General features: G+C 45.4%; 17 protein-coding genes. 4 read left to right on the top strand and 13 right to left on the bottom strand.

All coding sequences use genetic code 11. The features are described 5' to 3' along the window. Window positions 1–6: 6 nt before the first annotated feature. The 6 genes from V7Q33_RS04485 to V7Q33_RS04460 form a co-directional block, all read right to left on the bottom strand. Entirely contained in the window at window positions 7–2,595 is a 2,589-nt protein-coding gene (locus tag V7Q33_RS04485; RefSeq protein WP_331980145.1) for a SpoIIE family protein phosphatase, read from the bottom strand. A gap of 4 nt (window positions 2,596–2,599) precedes the next feature. Further along, a complete protein-coding gene (locus V7Q33_RS04480; RefSeq protein ID WP_333819020.1) occupies window positions 2,600–4,708 on the bottom strand; it encodes a TonB-dependent receptor plug domain-containing protein in 2,109 nt (702 codons plus the stop codon). 1 nt (window position 4,709) lies between these two features. Then, the gene (locus V7Q33_RS04475; RefSeq protein WP_333819019.1) at window positions 4,710–6,041 is read right to left on the bottom strand and encodes a fibronectin type III domain-containing protein; all 1,332 of its coding nucleotides are present in this window, start codon (window positions 6,039–6,041) and stop codon (window positions 4,710–4,712) included. Between the two features lie 330 nt (window positions 6,042–6,371). After that, window positions 6,372–7,382, bottom strand: coding sequence for a PAS domain-containing protein (locus V7Q33_RS04470; RefSeq protein ID WP_333819018.1), 1,011 nt, complete (start codon window positions 7,380–7,382; stop codon window positions 6,372–6,374). Then, window positions 7,382–7,729, bottom strand: coding sequence for a hypothetical protein (locus V7Q33_RS04465; RefSeq protein ID WP_333819017.1), 348 nt, complete (start codon window positions 7,727–7,729; stop codon window positions 7,382–7,384). The genes V7Q33_RS04470 and V7Q33_RS04465 overlap by 1 nt, the downstream gene beginning before the upstream one ends. Window positions 7,730–8,037: 308 nt before the next feature. Then, window positions 8,038–8,424 carry a winged helix-turn-helix transcriptional regulator gene (locus V7Q33_RS04460; protein ID WP_331980152.1) on the bottom strand — a complete coding sequence of 129 codons (387 nt, stop codon included), beginning with the start codon at window positions 8,422–8,424 and terminating at the stop codon, window positions 8,038–8,040. A gap of 499 nt (window positions 8,425–8,923) precedes the next feature. On the opposite strand from V7Q33_RS04460, the gene V7Q33_RS04455 reads away from it, so the two are divergent. After that, a complete protein-coding gene (locus tag V7Q33_RS04455) occupies window positions 8,924–9,493 on the top strand; it encodes a YceI family protein (RefSeq protein WP_333819016.1) in 570 nt (189 codons plus the stop codon). A gap of 81 nt (window positions 9,494–9,574) precedes the next feature. Here the strand turns inward: V7Q33_RS04455 and V7Q33_RS04450 are convergent, their stop codons facing one another. The 7 genes from V7Q33_RS04450 to V7Q33_RS04420 form a co-directional block, all read right to left on the bottom strand. Further along, complete coding sequence (locus V7Q33_RS04450) at window positions 9,575–10,897, bottom strand: HupE/UreJ family protein (protein WP_333819015.1); 1,323 nt, start codon at window positions 10,895–10,897, stop codon at window positions 9,575–9,577. A 12-nt stretch (window positions 10,898–10,909) separates the two neighbouring features. Continuing rightward, complete coding sequence (locus V7Q33_RS04445; RefSeq protein WP_333819014.1) at window positions 10,910–12,544, bottom strand: DUF3500 domain-containing protein; 1,635 nt, start codon at window positions 12,542–12,544, stop codon at window positions 10,910–10,912. 229 nt (window positions 12,545–12,773) lie between these two features. Continuing rightward, on the bottom strand, window positions 12,774–13,496 hold the full coding sequence (locus V7Q33_RS04440) for an outer membrane beta-barrel protein (protein WP_333819013.1): 723 nt from the start codon (window positions 13,494–13,496) through the stop codon (window positions 12,774–12,776). 29 nt (window positions 13,497–13,525) lie between these two features. Then, entirely contained in the window at window positions 13,526–14,185 is a 660-nt protein-coding gene (locus V7Q33_RS04435) for a hypothetical protein (RefSeq protein WP_331980162.1), read from the bottom strand. 15 nt (window positions 14,186–14,200) lie between these two features. After that, the gene (locus tag V7Q33_RS04430) at window positions 14,201–16,510 is read right to left on the bottom strand and encodes a TonB-dependent receptor (RefSeq protein ID WP_333819012.1); all 2,310 of its coding nucleotides are present in this window, start codon (window positions 16,508–16,510) and stop codon (window positions 14,201–14,203) included. Window positions 16,511–16,626: 116 nt separating this feature from the next. Further along, window positions 16,627–16,956, bottom strand: coding sequence for a hypothetical protein (locus V7Q33_RS04425; RefSeq protein ID WP_331980166.1), 330 nt, complete (start codon window positions 16,954–16,956; stop codon window positions 16,627–16,629). A gap of 155 nt (window positions 16,957–17,111) precedes the next feature. Then, the gene (locus V7Q33_RS04420) at window positions 17,112–18,167 is read right to left on the bottom strand and encodes a WG repeat-containing protein (RefSeq protein WP_333819011.1); all 1,056 of its coding nucleotides are present in this window, start codon (window positions 18,165–18,167) and stop codon (window positions 17,112–17,114) included. 261 nt (window positions 18,168–18,428) lie between these two features. On the opposite strand from V7Q33_RS04420, the gene V7Q33_RS04415 reads away from it, so the two are divergent. The 3 genes from V7Q33_RS04415 (at window position 18,429) to V7Q33_RS04405 (ending at window position 21,483) form a co-directional block, all read left to right on the top strand. Further along, window positions 18,429–19,103, top strand: coding sequence for a DUF1345 domain-containing protein (locus V7Q33_RS04415; RefSeq protein ID WP_331980170.1), 675 nt, complete (start codon window positions 18,429–18,431; stop codon window positions 19,101–19,103). A gap of 98 nt (window positions 19,104–19,201) precedes the next feature. Beyond that, window positions 19,202–19,573: a response regulator gene (locus V7Q33_RS04410; RefSeq protein ID WP_331980172.1), complete on the top strand. Its 372-nt coding sequence runs from the start codon at window positions 19,202–19,204 to the stop codon at window positions 19,571–19,573. 86 nt (window positions 19,574–19,659) lie between these two features. Continuing rightward, window positions 19,660–21,483, top strand: coding sequence for an alkaline phosphatase (locus V7Q33_RS04405; protein ID WP_333819010.1), 1,824 nt, complete (start codon window positions 19,660–19,662; stop codon window positions 21,481–21,483). The last annotated feature ends 210 nt before the right edge of the window (window positions 21,484–21,693 follow it).

The raw sequence follows: 21,693 nt of genomic DNA, 5'->3' as shown, positions 1-21,693 counted from the left end.
TATAGTTTAGAGCTTTACGCCAATCACTGTTATATCGTCCCGCTGCTCTGCATCCCGCATGTGCGAGGCAAGTGCTTCTTCAAAATGTTGATGCTGATCCCGCATGTTCTTCTGATAGACAGTGTCGATCAGATTGCGCAGCCGCTTCTTATTATACCGAACACGATCCGGATTGTTCTGATCCGTAAATCCGTCCGTTGTCAAGTAAAGTATATCGCCTTTTTTCAGGATCACTTCGTGGTTGGTAAAATCACGGGCAGTACCTGCATTGGCACCCCCGATAGATTTACGATCGCCTTCCTGCTCTGACAGCGTTCCGTTCTGCATAATGTAGAGCGTTTGCTTGGCGCCGGCAAAAACGACTTTCACATTGTCTTTATCCAGAGGTTCAATCGTACAAATGCCGATGTCCATACCATCGTGGTTCTGACTTTCTTCCTGGCTTAATTTATAGCGGATGCTTTCGTGAAGGTTGTTGAGAATTGAGGCCGGATCAGTAAAGTTTCTTTGATTCACCAACTCATTCAATGAATTACTCCCCACTACCGACATCAACGCGCCTGGTACACCGTGCCCGGTGCAATCCACTACGGAAAGGATTCGTGTACTGCCTCGCTCCGCAGCCCAGTAAAAATCGCCTGATACTATATCTTTCGGCAGATACATGATAAAGTGCTCGGGAAACAACCGTTTCATCATACTATCAGGGGGAAGTATAGATTGCTGAATGCGTTGTGCATACCTTATGCTGAACGTAATTTTCTTGTGCTGCACTTCGAGCTGATCCTTTTGTTCGCTCAATACCTGCTGCGCAGCATTCAGCTCGGCCATGTTTTGTTGCAGTGCCTCGTTCTTTTCCTGTATCTCCTGTTGCTGCTGGCGCAGTTTCCGGTTAGCTCTTCGCTTCTGCAACAAGCTTATCACAATGATAGTTAATACCAATGCAAAAAGTGCTACAATCCAGTACCCTTTGGTGAGTTGTTCCTCTTTTAGTTTCTTATCTGTTTCAAGCAACTGAATAGTTTTCTTCTGCTGCTCGTCTTCCAATTGCTTTCGTTCCAGCTTTTGTTTCTGTAGCTCTTTCTCTTTTGCGAGCATGCTTATTTCACGGTCGCGCTTTTCTGCTTCCAGCTGTTGCTGTGCCAAGGCAAGCGCCTGCTCTGTACGCTCTTTCTCGAGTTGCTGGTTTTTATACTCGATCGCTTTCAGCGCCTGATCGCGCTTGATGATAGCAAGCTCCTTTTCTTTCAGCGCAATGTCGTTTTGCTGAAGCTTCAGTTCATTGTCTCTGCGCTCCGCTTCCAATACTTCGCGTTCCTGTTCTGCCAGCAGCGTGCGTATATCTTCTTCGGCCTGCTCGATCATCAACTGTCTTTGCAGCAATTGTTGCCTGCGTTCCTTCGCCTCTTTTGCCAGTTTATCTTTCAACGCTTTGTGCTTCTCCCCATATTGCTGTGCACGCGCAGGATTTCCTTCCTTCTCGTAGACGAGGCTCAATATCTTATAGCTGGTCTGCAACACCTCTTCAGCATGGTTGGCTTCTGCCAGCCGTATAGCATTGTTCACAGCTTTTAGCGCGCGTGAGGTATTGCCGCTTACATAATAAGTTGAAGCGAGATAATTATCGCTGTTAGCGATCTCGGTTTCATTTTTTTGTTTTTCACGGATTTTACGGGCGATGGTATACTGTTCGCGTGCCCGGGTATACTGTTTAAGATTAGTATAGGCAACGCCAACATTCTGATACAAGATGGCTTTATCATTGTCCGACAAATCTTTTGAGGGCTTGAGAAGAAGATCCGTTACCTTATTGAAGTACTCTACCGAAGTTTTCAGATCATCGGTTCGCTTGTAAATAAATCCCAGGTTATTATAGGCAGAAGAAAGGCCGGCTATATCATTGTTCTTCGTATAAATTGCGACCAGCTCGTTGTTATACTTTTGTGCCTGCCTGTATTGATTTGCTTTCTCGCACAGAGACGACAGTGTTTTGTATCCTTCAATTACTTTTTGATTCTGTGACTGCTCGCGATATATATCCTGCAATTGTGTTTGATAGCGAATAGCCTGCGGATAATCTTCCAACTGTACGCTGGCAAAAACCATATTCTCCAACAGGTTAGCTTTTTCTGAAGCATTATTCTTTCCGGCTTCAGCTTTTTTGTAAGCCAATTCAAAATACCGGATCGCCTGTGTATAGGCATCCTGTTCCAGGTATAGCGATCCTATCGCTGAATAGATGTGAACAAGCTGCCGATTGTCTTTCAGTATATCCAATGCCTTTACGGCTGAGAAGTAATGCCGCAAGGCATCACTGTATTCTTTCTTCTGCGCATAGGCTTCTGCCAGTAAGCGGTTCCCCGTGGCTTCACCACGTAAAAATGAATTTTTGCGAGCCAGCACAATGCCTTCTTTGGCAAGTGGTATGGCATTATCCGGCTGGCGCCGCCTTACCCAGTCTGCCGCACGGCCTATCATCTGGCTGGACATTACGGTATCCTGCGGCGTTTGTGCCTGCAGCGTAACGGCATATAGCTGCACCAGTAAATATACCGGCAGCAGGAGGCTATATCTATACTTCAGTTTCACAGGCATCTGGTTAGAAGTTGAGGTTAACGCCTACGAGGTATAGCGCAGGCACTTTATCAGAATAAATAAATTCCTTGCGGGAAGTGTTCGTAAAATTCCGTGCATTGATAAATACGGAATGCTCCTGCCAGAATTTATAAGACACTTTCAAATCAGGTATAACTTTCGAAGCAATCGACTCAGCACCACGATCGGTCTGCATGGTATATGTGCCATACATATACAGGCTCGTATTGATGGTCATGCGATCGAGCAGCGTGCGGAATGCAGCTGTAAGCCCTCCTACATAATCAGGAGTATAAATTTTATGGCTGGCGGTTGTATCATCACTGAATGTGGTCTTTTGCCACGTAGCAAACGCCCGTACTTTAAATTTGGACGAAACATTTGCCGAAAGACTGGCCGTAACACCCTGCCGTTTCAGTTTCGTGGCTGTATTGATCCACTCGCGCGTCAACACACCGGTCGAATCCTTGAAAGTTTTTTCAGATCGCAAGCCTGTATAGGTCGTTGTAAAATAAGCAGCGGATACTTGTATCTTATCACTTGCACTTACTCGCACACCTCCGGTTATATTACGAGTTTGTGTACCCGTGAGCGATGGATTAACGGTTCGTTGCCATGTACTTCCATCTATATTGGTACGTGTGCCTCCGTCAAACGCTTCATTGGCAAAGTTGCCAAGCGTGCCGGTAGCATAGCTTGCGTGCACCATAACTTTATCGATCGGACTATATCCTGCCGCAGCCTGGTAGTTCATAACCGTTTTCCTGTTGATACTATATACATCTCTGCGTATACCTCCATCGAGAGTGAGTTTGTCGTCTAGCAACGAAACTGCTGCTTTCAAAAATACGCCATAGTTATTAAAGCTTTTGTTACCGCTGATGATATCCGGATAACGGCTGTCGCCTGACTGGTGCGCGGTGTCGTCATAACCATTCATCTGGTAACTTAAACCGGGCATGATATGAAAATTCTTTTTGTTGAAATCGTAGAAGAGACGGGCATTCATTCTTTTGGCGTCAAATTGGTAGCCGGGATAGCCCGTAGCCAAATCCTGACTGCCAAACATATACGACACTTGCGCATGCAGATTATAAAAATTACCGTTGATGTTGGCCAGACTGAGCGATGAGGTTCTGCGGGCCAGCGCCAGTTCTTCAAAACCGCCATATATAGTTTGTGCTTCCGAATGCTGGGAAGAAAGGAAGGCATCGATCGTAAACTTTTCGCCAGACGTATAGCGTACAGACGAATTGAGTGCATAGTCCTGCCGGCCCAGGCTGCCATACAGATTTGTTTTTGCAGCTGTAGACTGATAGAACAACAACGAATCGGCTGCCACATAGCGATTCTGGCTATAGATATAGTCTGTGTCCTGAAAACGTCTCGTGCTGTTATAAGAACCTGAAAGGCGCACGAGAAACTTATCACGTATACCTGCTCCTACCGAAGCCTGACTGTAGGATGTATGTGCACCGGATGGTGAAATACTGCGCTGGGAAGTACCGGAAACGCCTATTTTGCCGCTTTCTGCAGACCGGGTAATAATATTGATAATACCACTGGCCGCATCACGACCAAAGAATACAGTGGAAGGGCTTTGCACTACTTCAATACGCTCAACATCCTGTAGGCTCACGGGAAGAGTTTCCCACAGCACACCTCCGTCGAACGCGTTGTTCACGGGAGTATTGTTGATCATCACCAGAACGGTTTTGCTGCGCGCATCGCGCAGGCCTTCGCCCGCAGGCAATGCTTCTCTGCCTTGTATATATACTTCATACATGCCGTTGGTTGTTTGCTGAACAAACAATCCGGGTACAAGTCGCAACACTTCAGGTATGGTAAGTGCTCCGGAGTTTTCGATCTCCTCCCGGGTAAGCACGGCAGCAGCATAGGGTGTACGCGCAATGTCCTCTTCGTAACCGGAAGCCGACTTGATCTTTACAGCAGCGTTACCTTCAAACTTCAGATTCAATATATCCTGCTCAACCGTAAATTTATACAGATCGGCAGAGTGATCCTGCGCGTTATCCTGTGCACCGGCAACACCGGAAAGCAGCAGCAATAAAGCCAGGCTATATATGCGGAAAGTGCTTATGTATCTTTTCATATCAAAAATCACATCCCGTAAATTCATAATTGAGTTTATAGTATCCCTTGCGCGCCAACGCTACATCACAGGAATTGACATCGTAAATGAACACTTCCTCTTCAGGAAAATCGGGATAGAAAGTTCCTCGCGCATATACCGGGTTGTTTAACCACAGATAGGGCTGAAAATTGTAGCCGGAAAAATCATCCAAGATAAATTGACGCAGCGGTTGAGGTATCAGCATCTTCGGATTGAACTTATCGTCATACCGCAACTGCGCCACCTCGTTTCCCTGGGCATCCAGTATTTTTACCGGGTTGCCGTTTGCATCCAGTTGATAATCCTGGTAAATGGACAGATTGACTCTGTCTGTGTCATTGTACTGACGGAAGCCTATAAGTGCTTGCTGATTATTATATATATAATCTTTCACACCATCCATCTGCCCGTCACCATTGAAATCAACCAAAGCGGATTGCATCAACCCGTTGCTGAATATCATACTGTCGCGTTCCAGCAAACTTCCATCCCTGGTAATATCCACGTGACCGATCATCCCTGCATCTGTATAGTAGACCAGCATGGTTTCGTAGCTATCAACAATGGATGTAATTCTTCCGGCATCATCATATAGAAAGGTAACTGACTCACCAAAGCCCGTAGTTATCTTGGAAAGCTTGCAGCTTGGAGATATACATGGCTTTACTTTTATTACATTGGAATATCCCGAGGTCTTCTCCAGGCGCTTGGCAGTTATGCGATAGTAATATGTTTGCCGGTAATCCAGGCCGTCTACTTCCAGTGAATCGCTTATAACTTCAATGCCATCATAGCCGCTTACCAATGCAGTAAAGTTTGAATCGGTCGCCACTTCCACGCGATAGCTGGCGGCATCTGATACAGTCTCCCAATGTGCCGTAAATTGAAATACTTTAATATTGGTAGCTGGTGTAGCCACAGGCGCATCTAGCGCAGCTGTTATAACGGTTATGGTGTTTGAATTGCCCGATATAGTATTGCCTTTTTGTGCGCGTACACGGTAGTAATATTGTTTTTCTACAGCAAGACCGGTGATTTGTAAATGGGTATCATTTACTTCGCGCGATTGATACGCTTCCACATAGCTACTAAATTGTGCATCGGTCGATACATCAACCAGGTAGGTGGAACTTCCTAACACTGGTTTCCATGAAGCCACAAAACTTGTAGACATTACTGCCGTGGCATCCAATGCAATGGGCACGGGCTGAATGAAATCAGTTTCAGGAACACTGCAACCGCACAACAACCACGCAAACAGCAACCCTAGTCCGCTGCAGGTTCCTGAAAAAGTATATAGTTTCTTCCTCATATGCACCATGTATAACTTTTTGTGCGACCCCTCAAAACAGTATACCAGATCAATAACGGTATGTATCTGTTCCTCCTGATCATCAAAGTGAAACGCTTTGCAAAGGTACAATTAAAGAGGGCATAGCAGCCCTAAAAAGAATACCGAGAACCGTCTACGTGAGATTACAGAGACAAGTGTCTGTAATCTACAGGTACAGGGAAAAAAGACAAAAAAAATTACGAAATGAAAGATCGCCTTCTGTTTCAAAATTTCCAATAGCAAAGGTCTATCATTATAAATAATTCCCCTTTGCGCTTAGTCGTTTTTTCATAAAGACCGTACTGGTGCTCAGATGGAATTTGCTTTGATCACCGTTTCGCGAATCACGCCATCGAGTTTGTGTGCAGTTTGTTCCAGCATGCCAATGATTTTACGATTGTCTTCTGTCATGGATGCTTTGTCGAGTATACTGATGAGCCCCAGTATTGTAGCCACCGGCTGACGTGTGTGATGTGATTGTATCCACGATATTTGTTGCAGAATTTCCGTCTGCATATCGATCTGCAGTTCGTATAACTTTCGATCCGTTATATCCACTACGCGAAGCGCAACACCAATAGCTTTACCATGGTCATATACAGGAGTATATTCTGAACGCACCCAGTTAGAAAGCTGCATGTTGGGGTATACAATTTCACGTTCTGTTGTTACCTGCTCGCCCGAGTGAAGAGCCTTTTCAAAATTTATCTGAAATGATGTAAAGACATCATCACCGTTATCAAGTTTGTAATTCAAAATGCTATCACCCAACCGCAACTCGCGGCCGTACATGACGCGACTTACTTCCAATGCTTTTTTGTTGAAGAAAATGATCCTGTAATCCGGAGCAACCAGAAAGATAGACGACTGCGTACTATCAAACATAGCCTGCAATACCTGGCGCGATAGCTCGAGTTGTTTATGGATGCTTTTGATCTCGTGTATGCGATCATTAACTTCTGCTTCAAGCTCTTGCCGTTTGCTGCGTACAAATTCCAGCAGGTCATTTTTAAATACCAATCCTTCAAATTGATCTTCCTGAAAAACAGGAAGCACTTCCGATTGCTCTTGTTGCATGAGCAGCAAGGCTTCATCTACCGATGTACGGAGTGACAGCATGGGCTTGGTTGAAAGACAATCAATCACCAGGGTATGTGGACGCTGAAGAATATCCAGAGTTGTTAGTACACCAAGGTGATTGTGATGTTCGTCCTGTACAACCAGTGCGGTATGTTCTAACAGGTTTTCCCTGATCGCTTTTATACCCTCGTATGCTTGTATGGTGTGGAAATTCCGCCTGACAAAAAAAGAAATATTCATCAGAGTTCCTGTTCGATATTGGAGTAAGATATAGCCACTCTGAAATCAACCTTGAGCAGTTCACTATCAGACACAAACGGAAATACCTTGTCTTCAAGGATAACGATAATCTTTTCCTGAGGCATTTTGGTAAGTATTCGCTTATTGACAAATACTGCCTCTACATTTTTATGATTGACTTCAATAATCTCAAAACCATTGGGTACCAACAGCTCAAACGATTTCAGCATGCCGAGCTTACCATGTTGTGAATTTTTACCGAGGATCAGGATGTCCTGGAAGGGCGGTAGTTTGATCTCTTCAAACGACAGGTTGATAGAGTACTTAGCACTGTTACTCTTATTCATTTCGGATTAAAGACATATAGTACAAGGGCTAAATATACGTTGCATATAACAATAATCTGTTACCGGCTTAACTGTTTCTATAACACACTTATTGAGTGGTATATACAGCAGATATTAGTCACGTTAGATGTGTGACTACAAATATACTTTTGGTACTATTCCGAATGTTTTAGTAATGGTCACGGAATCAAACAAAGAATGCAGTTTAAACATATAATTTACTGAAGCGCCTCGTGATTCAGCATATTACCTTCTATAATATCATCATCACGTTGTCGTGCAAAGGCCAGGCAACAACTTTGTGGAGATCAAGCCGGTTGTTTGCGGGCTGCAAACTTCTTCCGCGATTTAGTGATAGCATCGTAATTCTTAACCGCCCACTGAACGAGCCCTTCTACGTGCGGCAGCAGGCTCTTGCCCAACTCGGTAAGATCGTATTCCACACGTGGCGGTATTTCCGGGTAATGTTTGCGCACCACCATGCCGTCTGCCTCAAGCGTTCGCAGTGTAACTGTTAGCATTTTTTGCGATATATCGCCGATGGTTTGAGCTATTTCATTAAAACGCATGGCTTCTTTGTTCTCTCCCAACACTAGAATCACCAGGATAGACCACTTGTCGCCAAACCGATCGAGCACATTGCGGATGGGGCAATGGGACAGTGCCGAAAAATCTTCAGGCTTTTTTCGCATCATAACACACTGAATTTCAACTATGGTTACTTATAGGTAAGTTACTGAGGTGTAGGTCACCTCTTGCGCATCCAGGCGGTATCCGTTTACCTTTGAGTATCCAAAAGTAACTAAATACCTGTTGGATTGCAACTTTCAATGATTATAACAAAAGTTGTATCTACAGCAATTGTAGAGTTGATAAATATTGAAAACTTATATTTTAAAAATATGGAACTCACGGTAACGAGTTTCAGTTATTGGCAAATACTGTTGCGGTTTATATGTAAATATAGCCTGGATGTGGTATACGCTATAGCCGGTTTGTTAACGATTTCTTAATTTAGAACAACTGGCAAAGTAATTGTATTGATCGCTGCAGCTAAAAAATTTAAAGATCGCATGAAACCATATATATTCGGTGCTCATGAGATTTGGAAACCAAAACCGGATACACGAATATTGCAAAAACATCTTGTAACTATAATTTAAATTTAAACTGTTAAACAAAAATCAATTATCCATGAAAAAACTAACACTAACCGCAATTGCCTTTGTTTTTGCTGTGTCTGCATTTGCTCAGACCTGGTCACTCGATCCAGCTCACTCTAAACTTGGCTTTGGCGTTACTCACTTAATGATCTCCAACGTAGAAGGTTCTTTCAAGTCTTTCAACGCCAAAATCACTTCTTCTAAAGAAGATTTTTCTGATGCTGTCATTGAATTGACTGCTGATGTTAACTCCATCAACACAGACAACGATCAACGCGATGGCCACCTGAAAGGTGCTGACTTCTTCGATGCCGCTCAATTCCCTACGCTTTCTTTCAAGAGCACATCTTTCAAGAAGAAAGGCAAGAACACATACACACTGGCTGGTAACCTTACCCTGCATGGTGTAACCAAACCAGTTACCCTTGAAGTTACTTTCAACGGTACAGCAGTTCACCCTTACACTAAGAAAACGATGGCTGGTTTCAAAGTAACTGGCACTCTGAAACGTTCAGATTTCGGAATTGGTGCTTCTACACCCGGTGCTGTTGTAAGCGATGAAGTTACAATCTCTGCTAACACAGAATTTGCAAAAGACTAATTTCGGTTGCCCCGATCTAATAAAAATAGCTACGCGCATTGCGTAGCTATTTTCATTTACGGCCACTTTCAGTTGCCAACACTACATTACACGACTGCTTCGTCTCCGCTCCCATACGTAACAAAGTATGGCTGTGCATGCCATCGTCAATACGATCCACAAAGCGTGTTTTGCCATAACTTCCATGATGTATGAGACAGGACTGCCTATTGCAAGTGTGCGTTCCAACAGCCAGCCTGCGGCCGCTATAGCGGCAATTCCTGCCGCCACGGTACGAAATATGGCATATATACTAGTCTGGCTTAACAATATCAACCACGGCACGACAGACAATACCACTGCTAGCTGCATCAGCTCAATGCCGATGTTAAAGCTCAGAATGCTTAACGCCATGTGCGCAGGAACAAGATTCAGGTTAGCCAGCGTTCCCGCAAAGGCAAGGCCGTGCACCAAACCAAAACCTCCGGCTACATATAGCTCGCGCCCTGCAAACAATGGACGCCACGCATGTATAGCAGATACCAGTATTGAAAATGCGATGACAATTTCCACAGGTTGTGGAGGCAACTGAAGCCAGCCTATAGCACCTGCCAGCAGTGTAACCGAATGCCCGATGGTAAACGCAGTGATTACTGTGAGCAGATGTGTTATACTATACTTTATGCCTCCGAATTTATCCCATCGTTTTCCCTGCAACAGCAGAGGTGCCGGCAACAAGAGTGTGAGCAGGAATAAAAGGTGATCAGTACCTTCTGCAATATGATTGACACCGAGCGCGATCATATTCTTACAGCCATTCCACCAACTGCCACGTGTCTGGTCGATCTTCATCGCGAAGATCTGTCCGCTATAGGTATCCATTCGTATGGCACCCATCTCTACCGGGTGTTCGGCATCTATACCAGCTTCCCAATCATTTCGTATAGAAACCATAGCGAAGTGCGTTACCACCTGGTGCATAATCACATCATAACGCAGAATAAACTTCCTGCTGTCAGCATCGGCCGGTGGCTGCATACGCAACTGAACAATCAGCTCTTGTATCGGCCCGCTATATCCTTGCTCTGCTGGGGCTACGTATATGTTGCGTACGGTTACCGTCCACAGGTGCTGATCTTCCGTTTCGGGTTTGATGTGCGCCAGCAGGTAAGCCTCCAACTCCTTCCCCAACCTCGCTACCAGTGTCTCAGAATCATTGCGCAAATCCTTACCGAAAGCAAGTTCGAGTTCACTCAATGGCAACTGAAGCTCCGCATCCACACCATCAGGCTGCACATCCAACAGCATTACGGTATTAGGAGACTGATGTGCTTCTATACTGCTATGCGAAAGAAATCCGAACAGCATGATCAATGTAGTAAACAGTCGCACAAGGCGACTGTTTGAAACTTTAGGCGTGGCCACGATAAACAAAGATTATAGTCCGAGGTAATCGCGGGTATGATCGCGGTATACGCTGTGATAGTGTATCTCAGAAGGATATACTACACCTGTCTGACAAATAAACTCGATCCATACACTCGGGCCATCGATACGCACATAATCGGTGTTGGTAGTAAAGAAAGAGCTGGCATTACCTGATGTGCCGCTGTTATTGCTGGCGTAGGTTACATACGTATTGGCCAGTTCATCGCTATAGATTGAAGTAAACTTCGCCGTAGCATCTGCATCCATATCATTCAGCCACGGGGCCATGGCCGCCAATACTTTTGCCTGTGTGGCAGCACTCAGTGTACTTACTTTTATACCTTGCTTGGTAGCAGGCATGGTGTTGGTAGTACTTCCCGGTACCATCAATACATCAGAGAAAGTAGAAGATATTTTAGCACTCGCCAGTTCTGATGCTGTAAAGGATGCCAGCATATCGGCCATCACAGAACGCTCGGAAGCAAGCGGCGCATATGTAGTTACACCGGTTGTCCACGTCTTCGGTTCTATACCCTGGTGTGAAGGGGTAACACTCACCACTACACCATCAGTATAGGTTATATTCTGTGCATAGTGGTGACCACCGAATTGCAACATCCACGTTCCGCTTGTACTCGGCGTACCTAAGAATGCAATGACATAGTTACCGGAAGAGTAACTGTTGCTGTTGCCGCTCTTGGTTCCCAACACATCATCGGCAGCGTTGATCTGTGTGAACTCGCTATACCCCTCATCGGTAGTAGTACCGGATGCAGCCTGTATCACCGCTTTGGCAGCTGCCAATTGTGTTGAGGTAAGCGAGCTGAAAGCCAATCCATTTCGGCAGCTCAATCCGCAAGGCAGGTTCGACCAGCGTTTGGCATTCTCCAATGTATAGGCAATCTGCAGCGAAGCGATCTGTGTCGATGTAAGCGTTGCCTTGAATGCTTCTGCCAGACAAACCACTTTCGCAGGTATAGTCGTAGCTGAGCTGCAATCTGCAGTAGCGGCTGTGGTTACCGTAAAATCATCTGCAGACGTTGCTATGGTGCTGCTCGTATTTACCGTTACGGTGATCTTGCCTGTAGTAGCACCGCTCGGCACTGTTACGGTAAGCTGTGTAGCAGTCGCTGCTGATACCGTTGCTGCCACGCCGTTAAAACTTACTATATTGTTAGCTGCTGTAGTGCTAAAATTTGTACCGGTAATGGTTACTGTGGTTCCCTCTGATCCGCTGGTGGGCGTGAAGCTGGTAATCGTTGGCGCACTGGTAGTAGTAGTGGTTACAGTGAAATCGCTTGTGGATGTAACCGATACACCGTCTACAGTAACTACAATCTTACCCGTAGTAGCACCACTCGGTACAGTTACGGTAAGTTGGGTGGCAGTAGCAGCGCTAACCGTAGCAACAACACCATTGAAAGTAACCGTATTACTCGCAGCGGTTGTACTGAAATTTGTTCCGGTAATAATTACCGTTGTACCAACAACACCGCTGGCGGGTGTAAAGCTGGTAATGGTAGGCGATACTGTAGATGCATCATCATTATCATCGCTACAGGCAGTAAATAAAAACATGGCAGTGGTAATAATTACCACCACACACGTGATGATGGCCGGCCAGGCCAGGATTCGTTTGTTCATGCGTTTGGCTTTTAAGGTTTGTTAATTTTTCGGGGCCTTTGATCAGGCAGCTGGTATATTTCAGCCATCTGCCTTTCATTATTCCCGAAACGCCAAACGTAAACGCAATCTTTCAACCCCATCCGAGCTTAGCGATGAATGCGATATTTTCTGCGAAGAACGAGGGGACGTGTTTAAATGTGCATGGACTTACGTGTGTACGTTCGATATACGTACACACGTACTAACATTACAACGTAAAAGAAACGCCCACTATCCCATTTACCCACGAAACAGGCTGTCTGGTTACGAGGCGGCCAGCGGTGTTGGTTCTGTTTTCGTTATCGACCGATATACCGTTGGATTTGAAATAGTCGGCACGGAAAAGGAAGCCGAGGTGATCGCTAAGTGCATACCGAAAGCCTGCTCCTACCTGCCAGCCAAACGCAGATGCCGCTGAACTCTTTTGTGTGAACGATGATTGATCTTCCAGTTGCACCGTTACTTCAGGTGTTGATATACTTTTAATTATACCAGCCATAGCGCGCACATCCACAGTAAGTTTACTCAGCGGCAACGAGAATTGCGGACCTGCCAGCACGTTGAGTGAACGATACCGTTTACTTGTACTTACGGTTGACTCATCAACGGCAAAGGCATCGGTATAACTATCGCCTAATGTACTTGCATCGGATTTGCTGAGTGCGCCATGATCGGCAAAATACACTGTACCCACTACACCGAATTTTGGAAGTATATAATAGGCACCTTCTATACCTGCTGCAAAACCAGTTTTGGCAAAGCCAGCGGAATTATTCCAGTGATTAAAGGAACCGGCATCGGCTTTGGAATAAGCCCCTACGGGTGTGGAGGCACCAGCTGTAATCGCTATATAGTGTAATTTATTCTGCGCGTTAGCGGAGGCTATCGCCAGTAATGTTATAGTGAGAATGATGAATGATCTTGCTGTCATGACTATTCTGTTTACTTGCATGATAATGATTATTGAATGCTTACGTTAAATCCTACATCGAGGTCGGTTGAACCGGGAGCGAAAGTACCATCCTTCACGTTGGGCTGGTGGCGCAACACAATACGCAACCAACCGGAGCTTGCTGCACCGGTTACGAATTTCGATTCAAGTCCTATAGGATATTGTTGTGGATTGGAGTCATGGTCGGTTATAGTTACCGCGAGATTCAGATCGTTGCCTGAAGGTATAGGCGTAGGTATAGGCTCGGGGTATAGATCGTTTGGATCAGCCGGATAATTATTGGGTATTACCAACGCGTGGCTCGTAGGCAATGACTGATAGAAGAACAGGTGATAATTTGAACGCTCTTTAATCTCTGCTGATACATTGAACACGGGGTCTTGTGTTTTATCCAGCAACACCAATGAAGCGGTATAGGTTGCGTTTGCTTTCAGCTTAAGATTGGCCAGGCTTACATCAACCGGTTTGGGATTGCCGTTGTTATCCAGCAGTTGCTCCCATTGAGCGGTAGGGGCATCGGAAGCATCGGCTACATTTACCAGTTTAAGCTGCACCGTGGTTAGTGCTTCGTTGGAAATAGTAGGCGACACAACTTGTTCGTCTTTGTTGCAGGAAAAGATCACAACGGCACTCAGCGCTATGATGGAAAGTGTTTTGAGTTTGATCATATTTTGTTTCATTAATTATTCTTGTTTATGAGGTATAGCAAAAGGCATCCGTATACGTAACATAAAATTGCGGCCAGGCTCATCGGTAAAATACCGGAAGCGGTCCATGTAGTCGCGATAAGCAACGTTGAATATATTATTAATCGAGAAAGTGATGTTTATCTGTTGCTTTCCTGCCGGTACCGAAAAGCCCATATGGGCATTTACGAGCATATAGCCCGGTGGCGGTGTCAGGTAATCGCTATTGGCAGGGACACGCTTCTGGCGCGCTGTATATACATTGGCAATACTGATGTAGAGTTGACGAACTCCACCAACATTGCCGAGACCACAGCGCAATGAATTTTCAAACCGGTTGGCCGGAATCAGTTGCAGGTAGTCATCAATTGTTTTGTTCCAGGCATAAAGCAAGGATATCTTCGAGGTAAAGCTTAGCGAGTCTGCCAGTTTATAGGTTCCGGAGAAATCGACTCCGCGAAAGCGTGCATTCACCTGTGTATAGGTAAACGTGGGATACGAGCCACGAACGGTATGTATATACTTCAGGTCTGGCTTCAAGTATATATATCCATCGATAATATTGTTATAAAAACCAACCTCACCATGAAACTTCTCCGTATCGAAATGCAATGACGTACTGAAGTTGTAAGCACGCTCCGAATGCAGGTTGGGGTTACCTATCTCATAGGCAACAGCACTCTGGTGCACTCCTTGCGACATTAATTCATTTACTGTAGGTGCACGCCACGCGGTTCCTATATTTACTGACCACGACAGGTTAGGCATTAAATAATACTGGGATCCGATCGTACCTGTCACGTTGTTAAAATCCCAGGTGGGTGTAATCACCCGGGCGGTATTGTTATCCAATGTATATACACGGAGCCAACGATAGTCGTAACGTGCACCGGCTTCCAGCACAAGCCGCTCACTGGTCCATTTACCAATATAAAATATACCGCCACCGTAATTCCGGAAATTAGGGATCAGCATTTCATATTGCCGCACGTTGCCTTGTGTGATACCGTTGAATCCAACCGTGCCTGTATATTTACCAATTGCAGCATGCTTGTAAAGAATGTCGGCTGTGTGTGTTACCAGGCGCAGGTATAGTTCCGGATTCAATCGTCCGCTCAGCGGCACATAGTCGTATTCAGAACGTTCATTTTGCTGGCGCGCTACAATCACATCTACACGACTCTCATTCCCGAATATCCAATAGCCGCTGGCCTTCACCAGTTCATGCTTCACCTGCTGATAAGGTCTGTCTATCTTATAAGTAAAGTATGAGGGTGTGATAGGCTCCGGTCTTTCGATCGCAGCCTGTATATCCGCGATCGTTTCAGCATGTGTACCAGTAAAAATACCAAGCCTGGTATTAAACTGACTATAGTATACCTCGCCTCCATAATTCTTATGCTTATAAGCCAATGCACCAGAGAAGTTTGCTTCCTGAAAGCCGGAGTTCTCCAGGTAATAATGCGGTGTTCGTGAATTGCCGGCCCTTCGGAATGTACCTTGGGCACGCCAACTGAGTCCGGCGATTTTTTTATCAAATGCTCCCTCCACAATGCCGGAAACTGCCCCCATGCGGTTGTTGCTGGCACCGACCATATTTACTTCACCTTGCACGCCTGGTGCGGTTGGCAAAGCCGATGGCTCCACTAAAATTACTCCGCCTATTGCATCAGAACCATAGCGTGTACTGGCTGCACCTCGCACAACGGAAAGCCTGGTGGCCACAAATGGATCGATCTCCGGAGCGTGCTCCGATCCCCATTGCTGCCCTTCCTGTCGCACCCCATTGTTGAAGATGAGAATCCGGTTGCTGTGTAAACCATGAATAACGGGTTTAAAAATAGTGGGGCCGGATTGCAACGTATATACCCCGGGCACGCCTTTCAGCGCTTCACCCAAGGTAGTGCCCCGCACTGTGTTCAGTTCTTCATTCACAATCTCTGCTACCGACTGCGACACCAGTGCACGATCGTCTTCCCTCCTGCCGTGGATCTCAACTTCTGTAATGGCAGTGGTAACCTGCTTCAGGTAAAAATTCTGTGTTACATTACCTGCGATGGTGAGGCGCAAAGTGTCACTCTCGTAGCCCAGCAAAGTACAGATCACCGAATAGCTACCGGCACACAACGCATTTACCTGGTAAGTTCCGGTGGCATCAGCCGTTGCACCATGATTATCTTGTATATATACTGCCGCAAACGGCAGTGGTTGCTTCGTTTCTGCATCATATACATTTCCCTTTACCAGGAAGGAACAGGTGTCTTGCGACCAGGCACAGGCCGGTATAAACAGGACTACCCAAAACATTTTTATAAATGATTTCACGTGCTATAGAAAAATTGTAACGACAGAAGATTGCGCCTCCGGAAAATGCAACTGAACATGACCGCTGTGCGATCAATTCAAAAAAATTCTACGTGGAATTATAGTATGGCTACAGGAGGAGCCCGGCCCTGTGTAAAGGCGGTAAATGAACAGGCAAGGTCGGTAACAGACTCATGACCTTCCGTTTTGATAAAGATTTGTTCTGTTGGCTGCACTACCGGCTGGAAGAACAACCCAGACATGATCTCCAGCGAACATACCTTACAATGTTGTACGTGCTTTTGAAGTGTTGTCTTGTTCTGTTGCTCCAGGCCCGCACGGAAGCGATAGCCTTGGTGATCGTGAAAGAAGTTCAGCGCCACCTGGCTAAATAGCAGTACTGCTACCAGGCTTAATGAAAGGGCACGATAAACGATCTTTCGCTTCACAAGTATTGAATAATGAGACAAAGGTAAAAATCTAAAACATTCCTGCAACAACGTTGCACCCATGTTTTCTACAAATTCCGTGAACAGCTATAAAAAACAAAAGCCGTCCGGAATGACTTCCGGTCGGCTTATAACAATAGCACACTGTATTTAATTTATTTCACCAGCTCCATATCTTTAATGCCATCGAATGAAGGTTGAATTACCCAGTCACCTTTGGTATCAATCATCCCCCACTTATCGCCCTGCCTGGCAGCTGCATAACCATTTTTAAAATCGCGTGTAGCATCAAACTTCGGTGCAATCACCCACTCGCCTTTCGTGTTAAAGAAACCAACCTTATCGTTCTTTCTTCCCTGTGCAAGCCCGTTAGAGAAATCACCCCACAGGTTTGTGTCTTTTACATATACTATATTTCCTGTCTTGCTTACATACGCCCACTGGTCGCCCGTCTTCACGCGTGCCATACCACTTTTGGCATCAAATTCCTTGGCAACATCAAACTGCGGCTTGATAACCCATTCGCCAGCCGGATTTATATAGCCCACTTTCTTCTCCATGTTCTTGGCCCACGCCAAACCACCGGAAAAATATCCAACACTTTCAAACTGCGCCGGTATCGCTACAGTACCTTGTTCGTTTATAAATCCAAACTTTTTATCAGCAGTTCGGTAAGGAGCGAGTCCCTCAGCAAATCCTTTTACATCCTGCAAGCCTGGTATATTTACAACCGTCTCTTCACCTCGTGTATTTAGTATTATAAATTTGTCGTCCTTCTGCACCACCGTATGGCCTCCGTTAAAGCCCAGTACATGATCGTATTTGGCTGGTATAGAAACTTTGCCACTCGTATTCATATAGCCCCACTTCTCACCCTGGCGGATTGGCACGAGGCCATCGTCAAAACCTTTCAGGTCGAAACCAAGGCCATCAATCAACTTGAAGTCTTTCACTTCTGTAGCAAGCTTCTCTCCTTTTGTGTTAATGAAATAATACTGGCGCGCTTTAGTATCATAGATCGGAGCATATCCATCGGCCGAAAATTCATAGCACTTCTCATACTGTGGCTCAATGATGATCTCGCCTTTTATGTTGGCGTAGCCCCACTTCTTGGAATCAGCTGGTTTTACTTGTGTAACCAGGGTTTGTGCAAATGCATGCCACCCGATAATCATCAGGCATGCAAGGCTGTAGAGGTTTTTCTTTTTCATACGGGTATAACTTTTAAATAGAGTAATTCAGTCCTGCGAATAGTACGTAAACCACCAGCAAATGTTATACTACCTCACCAAGCCAACGTCCCTTCCGGCGGTGAATCTAAGTTACAGTATACCGAGCTATATTCCCAGTTGAAAATTAAAGCCTTGTACTTACGGCATTTATCTTAACTTTAAGTTTTAAAAAATCTGCCAATCGTTCATAAGACAAAGTATACCTGCAGGGATGATTGAGAGATCAGTAAAAAACACACCGTGAACTTTCTTCATAAGCTGATATCAGAAGTACGGGCGCTGCATCGCGTGATGATTGCTCTTGTGTTTACAGCTATTGCTTTTCCGCTGGTATATACAGCCCATGTATATCCTCTCGTGCAATATATATTGCTCTGGGATGTGTTTGCTGTATTCTTTTTACTGACGAGCTGGGTCATCTTCTTCCATCACTCCACTATGCAAATACAAAAGATTGCTGCGCGTGAAGACAGTAGTCGCTTCTTTCTATTCCTTTTAGTCGTGATTGCTTCGCTGGCAAGTATGCTTACGGTGTTGTTTCTGGTTATGGCCCGTAATTCTTCCTATAACAATCATGCAATTTACCTCCCGGCCGCTATTGCCGGTATGCTGCTGTCATGGGCCATGGTACACACGGTTTTCACCTTTCACTACGCACATTTATACTATGATCATCGCTCTATCGCAATGCGTAACACACGAAGCAAAGGCCTCGCCTTTCCCGGCGAACAAAATCCGGATTACCTGGACTTCGCCTATTTTTCGTTTGTGATCGGAATGACCTTTCAGGTGTCGGATGTGAATGTAACCTCCCGGAGGATAAGACGCAATGTATTCTTACACGGGCTGCTTTCCTTTGCACTCAATACATTTGTAGTAGCCCTTACCATCAACCTCATTGCCGGAAGTACCTGAGTGGCTTACGAAACATACTGTTAATGTTTTGTTGATATTCTCTTTCATTCGTATTGCCGTTGCTCTTCTACATTTGCTGCCAAATTTTTCAAGACACCATGCATGTTTTAGTGGTTGATGATGTTCAGGTCGACAGGTTTATTTTGAAAAAGTTGTTGTTGCCATCCTATGGCGTCACTACGCTCTCTTCCTCGAAAGAGGCTATTGCCTTTGCCCTTAGCCATACATTTGATATTGCGTTATTAAATGTAACACTGAAAGAAGATATGGATTGTCTGGAATTACTATCCGATCTGCGCAACATTAGTCCTGTACCATTCAAGGCATTTGCCACCTCATGCCATGTAGACCGGCTACGCCACAGAAAATTACTGCAATCCGGTTTTCTATCGGTTATGCTAAAGCCATTTGACATAGACCGGTTCAATCAACTGGTACACTATCATACACCATCCATGGTTGCACTTTGATCCGTCCATCCTGTTTCCCGGGGCAAACGGCTCTGATTTGTTTACATTTGATCGCAATACAATAGTTTCCTGACCATCTTCCGACTATGAAAAAATTTCTCGTGCTGTTCATTACCGTAGCAGCAACCCATGCAGGCTTCGCACAAACGTACACCTCTGTTTCTATTCACGCACACAACGACTATGTACAGCCTATTCCATTCTTTACCGCCTATTACCAGCAGGTAGGATCAATAGAAGCTGACATATTTCTTCAACGTGGTGAGCTTTATGTAGCGCATACCGACAAAGAGATTACTCCTGAGAGAACGCTGGATAAATTATACCTGGCACCACTTGCCGAAAAAATTAAATTTCACAATGGTGCAGTATACGCCAAAGGCACTCCACTCAATCTGCTCATCGACCTGAAGACAGAAGGTATACCTACATTGCAAGCACTGGTTCAAAAACTGAAGAAGTATCCATCCCTGACTAACTGTGCTGCGCTTACCATTACGGTGAGTGGCTCCGTTCCTGATCCGGCACGCTGGTCAGAGTTCCCTGCCTATATTCATTTTGATGGACGTCCGGGTGTCGCTTATACACCGCAGCAACTGGCACGTGTCAGTATGATCAGTGATGACTTCTCACGCTATACTGCCTGGAATGGCAAAGGCATTATTGTAGCTGCTGATAAGAAGAAGATACTGGATGTTATTGCCAGCGTGCATGCACTTGATAAGAAAATTCGCTTCTGGGCTACGCCCGATCATGTTAATGCATGGCGCGTGTTGCAAAAGTTACAGGTTGACTATATCGGCACTGATAATGTAACTGCTCTTGCTACCTTCATCACGAAAGCACCGGAAATGTCTTTTCAGAATGATACATTTCACAACGTGCATCAACCTGTAGCAGCACACACTACGGCTGTAGCCAGGCGTGTTATTCTGTTGATTGGCGATGGCATGGGGCTAACGCAGATGTATGCCGGCTATACCGCCAACGGTGCGAAGCTTAATCTTTTTACCATTCCAACAATTGGATTCTCCATAACCTATTCAGCCGATAACTATATTACTGATTCTGCAGCAGGTGCTACTGCCATGGCATCGGGTATTAAAACCCGTAACCGCGCTGTAGGTGTTGACAGTACCGGCAGAGCATTGCCTACCATCGCCGATCTGGCACATGAAAACAAATTTAAAACTGCTGTGATCTCTGCAGGCGATATAACCGATGCTACACCGGCAGCATTCTACGCACATGCGCCTGACCGTGCTTCGAGCGAAGCGATTGCCAGTGATTTTATTTCCGGTAACGTAGATATACTCATGGGCGGTGGCGTTACACACTTCACCACGCGTAAAGATGGCACCTCACTCGCGCCCATGTTGCAACGAAACGGATATACTGTGGCCACAAGCCTCCAAGCTATGGATACGATACGCTCTTCCAAATATATAGTACTCGACAATGCTGCTGCACGCACTATGAAGCAAGGCCGCGGTAATTTTCTGACAAAGGCTTTGCAGAAATCACTCAACACCTTTACCAGGGATAACAGCAACTTCTTTATCATGGTTGAAGGTGCGCAGATCGATCACGGTGGTCATGCCAACAACATGGAGTTCGTTGTACGCGAAATGCTCGACTTCGATGAAGCGATTGGCGCAGCCATGCAATTTGTAGATCAACATCCGGAAACATTGCTGGTAGTAACTGCCGATCATGAAACCGGGGGCCTTACCTTGCTTGATGGCGACATGAAGAAAGGATATGTATATGGTAATTTCAGCACACCCGATCATACTTCCGTAATGGTGCCCGTATTTGCCTACGGAGCTGGCGCTACCAACTTTGCCGGAGTATACGAGAACACTGCGATCTTTGAGAAGATCGTACAGATCATGAATATAGGGAACTGATGATGTTTATCCGTTACAGGTTACAGGTTACATGTTAATCGTTATCTGTGTTTAGTAATTAAGCATCAAGCGCAGAGCCTTCCGCCTGACTCGATGGAGATACTAACTCGTGCGTCAATGAAAACATCTGATACCACGATTAACGTGTAACGGATAATAGCTATCGTCTCCTCAAAAAGAGAATTAACCCAAGCACCGAGGCAGTAAGCA

This window comes from Ohtaekwangia sp. (assembly GCF_036786105.1).
GTDB lineage: Bacteria > Bacteroidota > Bacteroidia > Cytophagales > Cyclobacteriaceae > Ohtaekwangia.
This window is presented reverse-complemented; position numbering and strand designations above follow the sequence as displayed.

Excerpts from the sequence above, each read along its gene's own strand:
- V7Q33_RS04485 (WP_331980145.1), bottom strand. The coding sequence starts at position 2,595 with ATGCCTGTGAAACTGAAGTATAGATATAGCCTCCTGCTGCCGGTATAT.
- V7Q33_RS04480 (WP_333819020.1), bottom strand. The coding sequence starts at position 4,708 with ATGAAAAGATACATAAGCACTTTCCGCATATATAGCCTGGCTTTATTG.
- V7Q33_RS04475 (WP_333819019.1), bottom strand. The coding sequence starts at position 6,041 with ATGAGGAAGAAACTATATACTTTTTCAGGAACCTGCAGCGGACTAGGG.
- V7Q33_RS04470 (WP_333819018.1), bottom strand. The coding sequence starts at position 7,382 with ATGAATATTTCTTTTTTTGTCAGGCGGAATTTCCACACCATACAAGCA.
- V7Q33_RS04465 (WP_333819017.1), bottom strand. The coding sequence starts at position 7,729 with ATGAATAAGAGTAACAGTGCTAAGTACTCTATCAACCTGTCGTTTGAA.
- V7Q33_RS04460 (WP_331980152.1), bottom strand. The coding sequence starts at position 8,424 with ATGATGCGAAAAAAGCCTGAAGATTTTTCGGCACTGTCCCATTGCCCC.
- V7Q33_RS04455 (WP_333819016.1), top strand. The coding sequence starts at position 8,924 with ATGAAAAAACTAACACTAACCGCAATTGCCTTTGTTTTTGCTGTGTCT.
- V7Q33_RS04445 (WP_333819014.1), bottom strand. The coding sequence starts at position 12,544 with ATGAACAAACGAATCCTGGCCTGGCCGGCCATCATCACGTGTGTGGTG.
- V7Q33_RS04440 (WP_333819013.1), bottom strand. The coding sequence starts at position 13,496 with ATGACAGCAAGATCATTCATCATTCTCACTATAACATTACTGGCGATA.
- V7Q33_RS04435 (WP_331980162.1), bottom strand. The coding sequence starts at position 14,185 with ATGATCAAACTCAAAACACTTTCCATCATAGCGCTGAGTGCCGTTGTG.
- V7Q33_RS04430 (WP_333819012.1), bottom strand. The coding sequence starts at position 16,510 with ATGTTTTGGGTAGTCCTGTTTATACCGGCCTGTGCCTGGTCGCAAGAC.
- V7Q33_RS04420 (WP_333819011.1), bottom strand. The coding sequence starts at position 18,167 with ATGAAAAAGAAAAACCTCTACAGCCTTGCATGCCTGATGATTATCGGG.
- V7Q33_RS04410 (WP_331980172.1), top strand. The coding sequence starts at position 19,202 with ATGCATGTTTTAGTGGTTGATGATGTTCAGGTCGACAGGTTTATTTTG.
- V7Q33_RS04405 (WP_333819010.1), top strand. The coding sequence starts at position 19,660 with ATGAAAAAATTTCTCGTGCTGTTCATTACCGTAGCAGCAACCCATGCA.